The organism is Chitinophaga hostae, assembly GCF_018224885.1.
In the GTDB taxonomy this organism is placed as follows: domain Bacteria; phylum Bacteroidota; class Bacteroidia; order Chitinophagales; family Chitinophagaceae; genus Chitinophaga; species Chitinophaga hostae.
The window spans coordinates 198,468-204,794 of sequence record NZ_JAGTXB010000013.1 but is presented as its reverse complement, the minus strand read 5'-3'; the positions used below and the strand labels follow the sequence as shown (position 1 = coordinate 204,794).

7 protein-coding genes are annotated in these 6,327 nt (G+C 45.6%); 2 read left to right on the top strand and 5 right to left on the bottom strand.

The window, feature by feature from the left end; genetic code table 11:
- Positions 1-138: 138 nt before the first annotated feature.
- The 3 genes from KE626_RS23630 to lepB all read right to left on the bottom strand — a co-directional run bounded on the left by KE626_RS23630 (position 139) and on the right by lepB (position 2,439).
- The gene (locus KE626_RS23630) at positions 139-540 is read right to left on the bottom strand and encodes a tetratricopeptide repeat protein (protein WP_211975471.1); all 402 of its coding nucleotides are present in this window, start codon (positions 538-540) and stop codon (positions 139-141) included.
- A gap of 93 nt (positions 541-633) precedes the next feature.
- Positions 634-1,122, bottom strand: a complete 489-nt coding sequence (locus KE626_RS23625; RefSeq protein WP_211975470.1) for a cytidine deaminase — start codon at positions 1,120-1,122, stop codon at positions 634-636.
- 120 nt (positions 1,123-1,242) lie between these two features.
- The gene (gene lepB, locus KE626_RS23620) at positions 1,243-2,439 is read right to left on the bottom strand and encodes a signal peptidase I (RefSeq protein ID WP_211975469.1); all 1,197 of its coding nucleotides are present in this window, start codon (positions 2,437-2,439) and stop codon (positions 1,243-1,245) included.
- A gap of 177 nt (positions 2,440-2,616) precedes the next feature.
- On the opposite strand from lepB, the gene KE626_RS23615 reads away from it, so the two are divergent.
- On the top strand, positions 2,617-3,480 hold the full coding sequence (locus KE626_RS23615) for a MerR family transcriptional regulator (protein ID WP_211975468.1): 864 nt from the start codon (positions 2,617-2,619) through the stop codon (positions 3,478-3,480).
- 203 nt (positions 3,481-3,683) lie between these two features.
- Here KE626_RS23615 and KE626_RS23610 read toward each other — a convergent pair whose 3' ends face one another.
- Together KE626_RS23610 and KE626_RS23605 are read right to left on the bottom strand one after the other, a co-directional pair.
- The gene (locus KE626_RS23610; protein ID WP_211975467.1) at positions 3,684-4,334 is read right to left on the bottom strand and encodes an alpha/beta hydrolase; all 651 of its coding nucleotides are present in this window, start codon (positions 4,332-4,334) and stop codon (positions 3,684-3,686) included.
- Positions 4,335-4,342: 8 nt separating this feature from the next.
- A complete protein-coding gene (locus KE626_RS23605) occupies positions 4,343-5,527 on the bottom strand; it encodes a sigma-54-dependent transcriptional regulator (RefSeq protein WP_211975466.1) in 1,185 nt (394 codons plus the stop codon).
- 100 nt (positions 5,528-5,627) lie between these two features.
- Here KE626_RS23605 and KE626_RS23600 point away from each other — a divergent pair, with 100 nt between their 5' ends.
- On the top strand, positions 5,628-6,185 hold the full coding sequence (locus KE626_RS23600; protein WP_211975465.1) for a GrpB family protein: 558 nt from the start codon (positions 5,628-5,630) through the stop codon (positions 6,183-6,185).
- The last annotated feature ends 142 nt before the right edge of the window (positions 6,186-6,327 follow it).

Genomic DNA, 6,327 nt, shown 5'->3' with positions numbered 1-6,327 from the left:
TTTCTTTTTAATAAAAACGCTGCGGGCCTTACGGATCGCAGCGCTGGCAGCTTGCGGCCGCCGTGGCCGAAGCTGCCGAAGAAAATACCACAGTAAGCAGCAACGAAAAAAGGAGCTTGCCTATCCTTTATGCGCTGTTTAAAACCCTTCTACACTGTGGCAAATGATTTTATCGGTAGTTGACGGTTGTTCTTCCAACAAGATAGCTTTATCACACAGGGCCTCTCCCCTTTCCTGCTCACCCGCACCCATATACGATTTTCCAAGCATAAACATAGCAAAAGCATTGGATGGTTGCAAGTGCAGCACTTTTTTCCATTGCACAATTGCCCGTTTAAAAAGTCCCCTGTCATACAAGTCGTGTGCCAAACGCTGATTCCGTGCCACTATGTCAAGCGTATCTTTATCAGCGTATATACCTGACCGGTAGTTTACCGCCTTTTCTTGTTGCTTATCAAAGTAACAAGCCGCCGGTTCACTATACATGACAGTAGATAGCAAAATGGAACAAATACTGATGGAAAGCTGGCTGGGTTTCATAGGTCGCGGTGCTTTAGCGGCGCCGACAAATATATATATTAAATAATTTACAAATGCTATTGTTTAAATAGAAATAAATGATATATAACGATATTACCTGTTTAGCTCCTCTCCACTGAAAGAGAGTGGCAGCAGGTCATTGGCACGGTTGATCACATATACGTTTCCGCTAAGGCCGCCTAACACAAGCCTGATAGGGCTGTTCTGCTTCATTTCATATTCTGAAATGGCCTGCCGGCACATACCGCAGGGAGAAATGGGGTGCGAGCTATCGCCATTGATATTGTGATAACTGATAGCGATGGTATCGATATCAATATTGGGATATACAGAAGCAGCAGAAGCCAGCGCTACACGTTCTGCACAAATACCGATAGGGAAAGAGGCATTTTCCTGGTTGGAGCCTGCCACTATTTCACCGTTAGCCAGCCGGATCACTGCACCTACCTGGAAACGTGAATACGGTGCATAAGCGTGGGCAGTAACTTCCCTTGCCTCTTTCAGTAACCAGGCATCTGCATCATCCAGGCCGTTGATATCGTTGTATACCAGGTATTCTATATGCAGCAATTGTTTTTCCATATCAGCGATGTAAAGTTTTTTGGGTCGTTTTTCCGGCAGTTATTGCGGGGGCTGAGACAACTACGGACCGGCGATATGCCGGTCCGTAAGTTACTTTAAATTATATTTAGCGACAATTACTTACTTAATATTTCTAAAGATACGGCTCCAGCGAATGCCCCCTTCTCCGTAGCTCATCCAGATAAGCCATGCCTTGCCTACCACGTGATCTTCCGGCACAAAGCCCCAGAAACGGGAGTCCAGCGAGTTATTACGGTTATCCCCCATCATCCAGTAGTAGTTCATTTTGAAAGTGTAGGTATCAGCGGGTTGACCATTGATAATAAACTTTCCATCTTTTCTTTCCAGTGTGTTGCCTTCATATACACGGATGATGCGGTCGTATAAAGCAATGTTACTTTCTTCCAGCTTTACGGTAACTCCCTTCTTAGGCACATACATAGGGCCGAAGTTTTCATCTGTCCATTTGAAATGTGCGGTATCATGGGGGAAAATGCTGTTATAGTTAAAGTCTCCAAAATTAGCATCTTCATAGATCGTTATATTTTTAACGATCGGGAATTGCTTCAGTGCTGCCACGTTGGCTGGTGTCAGGTTGTAGAGGAATTTGCTGCCATCGATCTGGTAAAAGTCCGGCGCAGTGGTAGCAATGCCCAATTCTTCGAGACGGCTGGCGTTCAGCTGATCGCCGGTTGTTTCCACGATGTATTTATGCTGACTGCCTGGAGGTACCGGTGCTGCCTGTCCGTTGATATAAACAGCGCCATCAATGATCTTCAGGGTATCGCCGGCTTGCGCCATGCAACGTTTGATATAGTTTTCGCGTTTATCTACCGGGCGCTGAACGATTTCGTAGGAGTTCTGAACAGACTGCCAGCCAGTAGCCCTTACCATGTTATAGTAGCTCGGATCCGGTGAATCTATGGCTACGGTATCTCCTTCCGGGAAGTTGAATACCACCACATCGTAGCGTTTAATATCGGAAAAGCCGGGTAAACGCCTGTATTTCCATTTAACCGCTTCAGAATAAGCTTTGGCAGATTTTGTAAAAGGCAGGGTATGATGCACAAAAGGCACTGCCAGGGGGGTCATTGGGATACGTGGACCGTAACTGATCTTGCTTACAAACAGAAAATCGTTTACAAGTAAGGTCTTTTCCATAGAGGGGGTCGGGATCGTATAGGCCTCAAAAATAAAGGTGCGGATAAGGGTGGCTGCTATAATAGCGAAGATACCAGCGTCTAACCATTCTCTAACCGCAGATTTCTTTTTCTTAGGCTGACTGTCTTTGTTTTTTTTCCAAAATGCCAGGTTCATTCAGTTACGCTTATTAGATGCTTAAAAAGGCAAATATAATATTCTGTCGCTTGCCCGTAACGATTACTTTACAAAAGTTTTCTTAAAAATAGATTAAAAGATCGTTTATTATAATTTTTATCCATATAGGGCAGGCACAAATGAATTAACTAAATTTGACTTTTTACTATACCTGCGTTGAATACATTTACTATTAAGGATATTGAAAACTTTACCGGTATAAAGGCACATACGATCAGGATCTGGGAGCAACGTTACTCACTTTTCCAGGCCAGGCGAAAAGACACCAATCACAGAACATATGATAGTGATGACCTGAAAACGTTGCTGCGCATTGCCTATTTATACCACCACGGGATGAAGATCTCGCGCATAGCTGCTTTGTCAGAACCTGAGCAGAATCAACTTTCCCTTGAAATTGCAGTAGCCGGGAAATCCTCCCTGTTGCCGGTGAATGAGCTGATAGCGGCCACCCTGGATTACGACCATCAACGTTTTGAGCGGATCTTTTACAGCCAGGTATTGCACCTGGGGTTTGAAAAATGTATTACCGGGGTAATTTATCCTTTTCTTGAAAAAATAGGCGTATTGTGGCTAACCGGCCAGGTGATACCTGCACAGGAACATTTTTCTTCCAGTATTATCCGCACCAAAATAATGACGGCTATTGACGGGCAGCCAATGAATTACGCTGCCGCAGAGCACTTCCTGTTATTTTTACCGGAAGGTGAATTTCACGAGATCCCGTTACTGTATGTACAATACCTGTTGAAAAAGCAGGGCAAAATGGTTACCAGCTTCGGACCCAATGTGCCGTTAGCCGACCTGGCTCCTTTTATGCAGGCAAAGAAGGTCACACATATTTACACCCATTTGCTTACCAATACCACCAAAGCCGCCATGAATGGGTTTGCCCGCCAACTTAGTGAGCTGTATCCCGGTGTAAAAATATGGCTGGCCGGTCCGCAAACCCGGTTACTGACGGAGCCGCTGCCACCTAACGTGGAGATAGCGAACCAGCTGTTAGCTGTTAGCTGTTAACTTTTTTTGCCAGGATTTTTTTGCCCAGGATTAAACTGATTATGATGATTTACAGGATTTTTTCCTTGTGATTACAAATTGATTTTAAGAGATTAAGGAAGATACAGGCAAAAAACTCCCTTATATCTTCCTTAATCTTTTAAAATCAAAAAAGAAAAAATCCTGTAAATCATCATAATCAGTTTAATCCTGGGCAAAAAAAACTAGCTCATCGTTTCTTCGAGTATCCGGTTAATTTCTTTTGCGCGGTTGAGGACCATAAAATGGCCACCATCGGGGATAACGTGGGTGGGTTTCACGTATTTAAGGGGAAAAGGCATGTCTTTACCGCCGTGGATATGTACGAGGCCTTCCGGTATCTCGTTATTTTCCCAATGCAGGATGGCATTAACAGCCCATCGCATATAGGTATAATCCCGCTTCGCGAGATATTCATTTACCAGTGTGCGCTCTGCTTCGGTTTCAATGTTCAGAAACCTTTTAACTACAATATTACGGCGTTGATAAAGTACCTGGTCCGGGAGTTTGTATAAGCCCAGTCGCTTTACCCAGTTATAGTAGGGAGGTTTTTCTGCGCTGAGTTTTATACTGGAAAGCAGGATGTTTTTTTCTACGGGAATATGCCTGGCTATTTCCAGGCTCATGATTCCTCCAAAAGATACCCCCATGATAGAAATGCTCCCATCAGCCGTAATATTTTTTGCCATGCGGGCAGCATACTGGCTGATGGGTTCATCCTGCAGCGGGGTAATCCACTGCAGGTTATGCACCTGGTAGCCGGCGGGGAAGCGCAGATTGCTGAAAATGCGCTCATCCGCTCCCAGTCCACTGATCAGATACAGGTGTTTTTGCATATAGCAGGTTAAGAACTTACTTTTTTCTTTTCGCGGGCAGGCACTACAAAATCGTCCACATCATCAACAGTAATGGTTTTACCGGATAAGATGATCAATCTTTCCACCACGTTCCGGAGCTCGCGGATATTACCGGTCCAGTTATGGCTTTGCAATGCTTTCATCGCATCTTTATCGATCGCTTTGCGGGAAATACCATATTCGCTGCAAACGCTGTCGAGGAAGCTATCTACCAGCAAAGGTACATCATCCCTGCGATCGTTCAGGGATGGTACGTGGATGAGAATAACGCTCAAACGGTGATACAGATCCAGTCGGAAATTTTTGCCATCCACTTCCTGGAGCAGGTCTTTATTGGTAGCTGCCACTACGCGTACGTCTACGCTGATTTCCTTATCGCCGCCTACGCGGGTAATTTTTCCTTCCTGTAAGGCACGTAATACTTTGGCTTGTGCGCTGAGACTCATATCCCCGATTTCATCGAGGAAAAGTGTACCGCCGCTGGCCTGTTCAAATTTGCCGATCCGCTGTTTTACCGCAGAGGTAAAAGAGCCTTTCTCGTGTCCAAACAGCTCGCTTTCAATCAATTCGCTGGGGATGGCGGCGCAGTTTACTTCCACCATAGGACCGGAGGCACGGTTGCTACGTTCGTGCAGCCAGCGGGCTACCAGCTCCTTACCCACCCCGTTTTCACCGGTGATCAGTACCCTGGCATCTGTAGGGGCTACTTTTTCTATTGTTTCCCGGATCTTCAGAATGGGACTTGATTGCCCTATCATTTCCGGCACCTTGTTTACTTTGCGGCGCAGGGTTTTGGTTTCCGTTACCAGGGTTGTTTTATCCATGGCATTACGCAGGGTAATGAGCAACCTGTTCAGATCCGGCGGCTTGGAGATATAGTCGTAAGCGCCTTTTTTCACGGCATCTACGGCGGTATCGATGTTACCGTGGCCAGACACCATGATAATAGGAATATCTGCATTCACTTCCTTCGCTTTCTCAAGAAATTCCAACCCATCCATTTTCGGCATCTTGATGTCGCACAAAACGGCATCGTACGACTTCGCCTGGAACATTTTAAATCCTTCCATGCCATCGGCCGCCTCGTCTACCTTATACCCTTCATAACTTAAAATTTCCGTGAGCGTTTTGCGAATACTTTTTTCGTCGTCTATTATCAGAATGTTAGCCATAGTCAAGTTTGGTTTTGTATGATCAGCAATACCTGCCATTTATACAACGGGCAAAAATAAAGATTAATCAGTTAAAATTGCAGATCTAATATCATTTAACATGTCGGAAACAATTGAGATCATACCTTACAGCGACCATTGGCCGGAAGAATACAACCACATTGCCACAGCACTGAAAACAGCCCTGGGTGATTATGCGCTGGCGGTGGATCATATTGGGTCGACCAGCATTCCCGGGCTGGCAGCCAAAGATGTGATTGATGTGCAGGTGACCGTTGCCTCGCTGGAGGTGCCGGTTCAGGCGGCGCTGAAGCAGCTGGGATATATCAGAAAGCTGCATCTTGCCGACCATCGGCCTCCGGGCAGGGAAGACCTGGCTGATACAGAACTGGAAAAGCATTTTTACTTTAAAACAAACAGGCGGGTTAATCTGCACATACGGGTAAACGGCCGGTTTAACCAGCGTTATGCGCTGTTATGCCGCGATTACCTGCGGGCTCACCCCCGTGCCGCCAGCGCCTACGCAGTCATAAAACAACAGCTGGCGAAATATTTCCCGGATAATGCCGATGCGTATTATGATATCAAAGATCCTGTATTTGATGTTATGATGGAAGGGGCGGAGGAGTGGATAAAGCTTTTAGCTTTTAGCCGTTAGCTTTTAGCAAGCGGTTGTTAAGAGCGATGGGAAACTGGTGATTGATAGCATAACACTGCCTGCTTTTTGCAGCCATCAAGGCGATATTGCCTCCATCTAAAAGCTAACGGCTAACAGCTAACAGCTGTTGTTGTTGTATTTT